The sequence below is a fragment of the Microbacterium sp. NPDC078814 genome, assembly GCF_040702645.1.
GTDB lineage: Bacteria > Actinomycetota > Actinomycetes > Actinomycetales > Microbacteriaceae > Microbacterium.
Map to the genome: position 1 here is coordinate 1 of NZ_JBFBLT010000035.1, position 1,520 is coordinate 1,520.

The window sequence follows — 1,520 nt, forward strand, 5'->3', positions numbered from 1 at the left end:
TCTTGGTCGTTCTCACTGACCATCGCACGATGGCTCACCCCGTCGCGGTCACGACGCCGCGGGCCCGAAAGACCACCACCCCGCGGGACTCCAGGGGCACGGACTCGATCTCAGCCTACTCAACAGCATCTGAGGACACGAAGGCCGCGAGTTCCCGGCAGTGTTCTACTGGCTGGACACACCAGGACGGGAGGGATCCCGGATCGCCGGGTACACCAGATAGGTGCTACCCGATGACTTGATCCATCTGCCTGTCGCCGATAGTGATCGCCCTGTGAGATCCGCCAAGGGTCCGAGCGGGACGGTAGCGGTCAGGTTGATCATCGCAGCGCCGCGCAGCAGGATGGTCTCGCAGCCGAGGTCTCTCAGGCGTTTGGTAAGCGTCGAGGGGTCGATGTGTCGGCCAGGAAGGGCGGGTGATGGGAATAACCATCCTTCCGGGGATATAGCGCGCTGCGCCAGTTGCATGCCGAGCAGTTCGGTGACGCGTGGCGCTAGGTGGAGCGGAGCGTTCCCGAGGGAAAGCGTCGCCGTTTCGCCTCGATAGACGATGTTCTTGTCTTGGAGTTTGACGAGCCGTGTGATCGGCGCTGCGTAGAGACCGACCATCAATCCGACGAGCCTCGTTCCCTCGTTCAGCTGATCGTCTTCGAGGAAGCGAGACACCCAAGAATGATGGGTGGCCTCGCTGTAGGCGAGCGACGGGGCGGACTTGGGTCGTACCGGGGCGGAGATTCGGCGCATCGCGCCGGTCTGTTTCGCCCATCGGATGAAAGGACGGATCGCGATTGCTCTGCTGCGGCGCGAGGCAGCGAACTCGTCGAAGATCGACTGCGGGGCGGATTGCAACGACAGGTTCCGCGCTTCGAGCATCTGGAGGAATTCGAGCGCCGCGCGGCTCATCTCTCTGGCCCGGCTGAGGGTGCTATCGGTGATGCCTCGTCGTCGAATCTGCACGCGCGCGGTGGCAGGAACGATCCAACGGGTGAAGATCGTAAATTGCTCTCGGTTCGCCTTTGGGCAAATCGCGATGAGTTGATCCGCCCATTGTTCATATGACGCCCAGGGGTCGCGTTCTTCTGTCAGACATCCCGTGACTTCAAGCAGAGCCCGAACGCGCAATGCTGCATGCGGATGCTCGGGCATCTCCAACGCGCGTTGACTGATGGGGATCTCGCCATCGAGAATCCGCCGCAGGATCGCGATGCTAGTGCTGCGGCTCATCCAGCGCAGAAGCCGGTCCGCGTCGTGCTTGTAGGAAAGGAGATAGTGGCGTAGAGGTTCGAGGGCAGCACGCGCGTCGCTATCCGACGCTTCGGAGAATAGCTCCTCGACTTGTTTCACCAGATCGCAGCCCGAGCACAGCGTCCGCCGTGCCCCCCGTTCGCCTCCGCATTCATTGCAGGTGAAAAGTGGTGCGTTCCCCCCTGTGCGTCAGGATGGGGTGAGACACCAGCACTGCTGACCTTCGCACTGCACGGGGCGAGAACGGACCAATACTGAGATGACGATGACGGTTG

At 62.0% G+C, this 1,520-nt stretch carries 1 protein-coding gene; it reads right to left on the minus strand.

Features of this window, described 5'->3' with window-relative positions; translation table 11 throughout:
* Positions 1-165 precede the first annotated feature (165 nt).
* Entirely contained in the window at positions 166-1,344 is a 1,179-nt protein-coding gene (locus AB0300_RS18800) for a hypothetical protein (protein ID WP_126892904.1), read from the minus strand.
* Positions 1,345-1,520 lie beyond the last annotated feature (176 nt).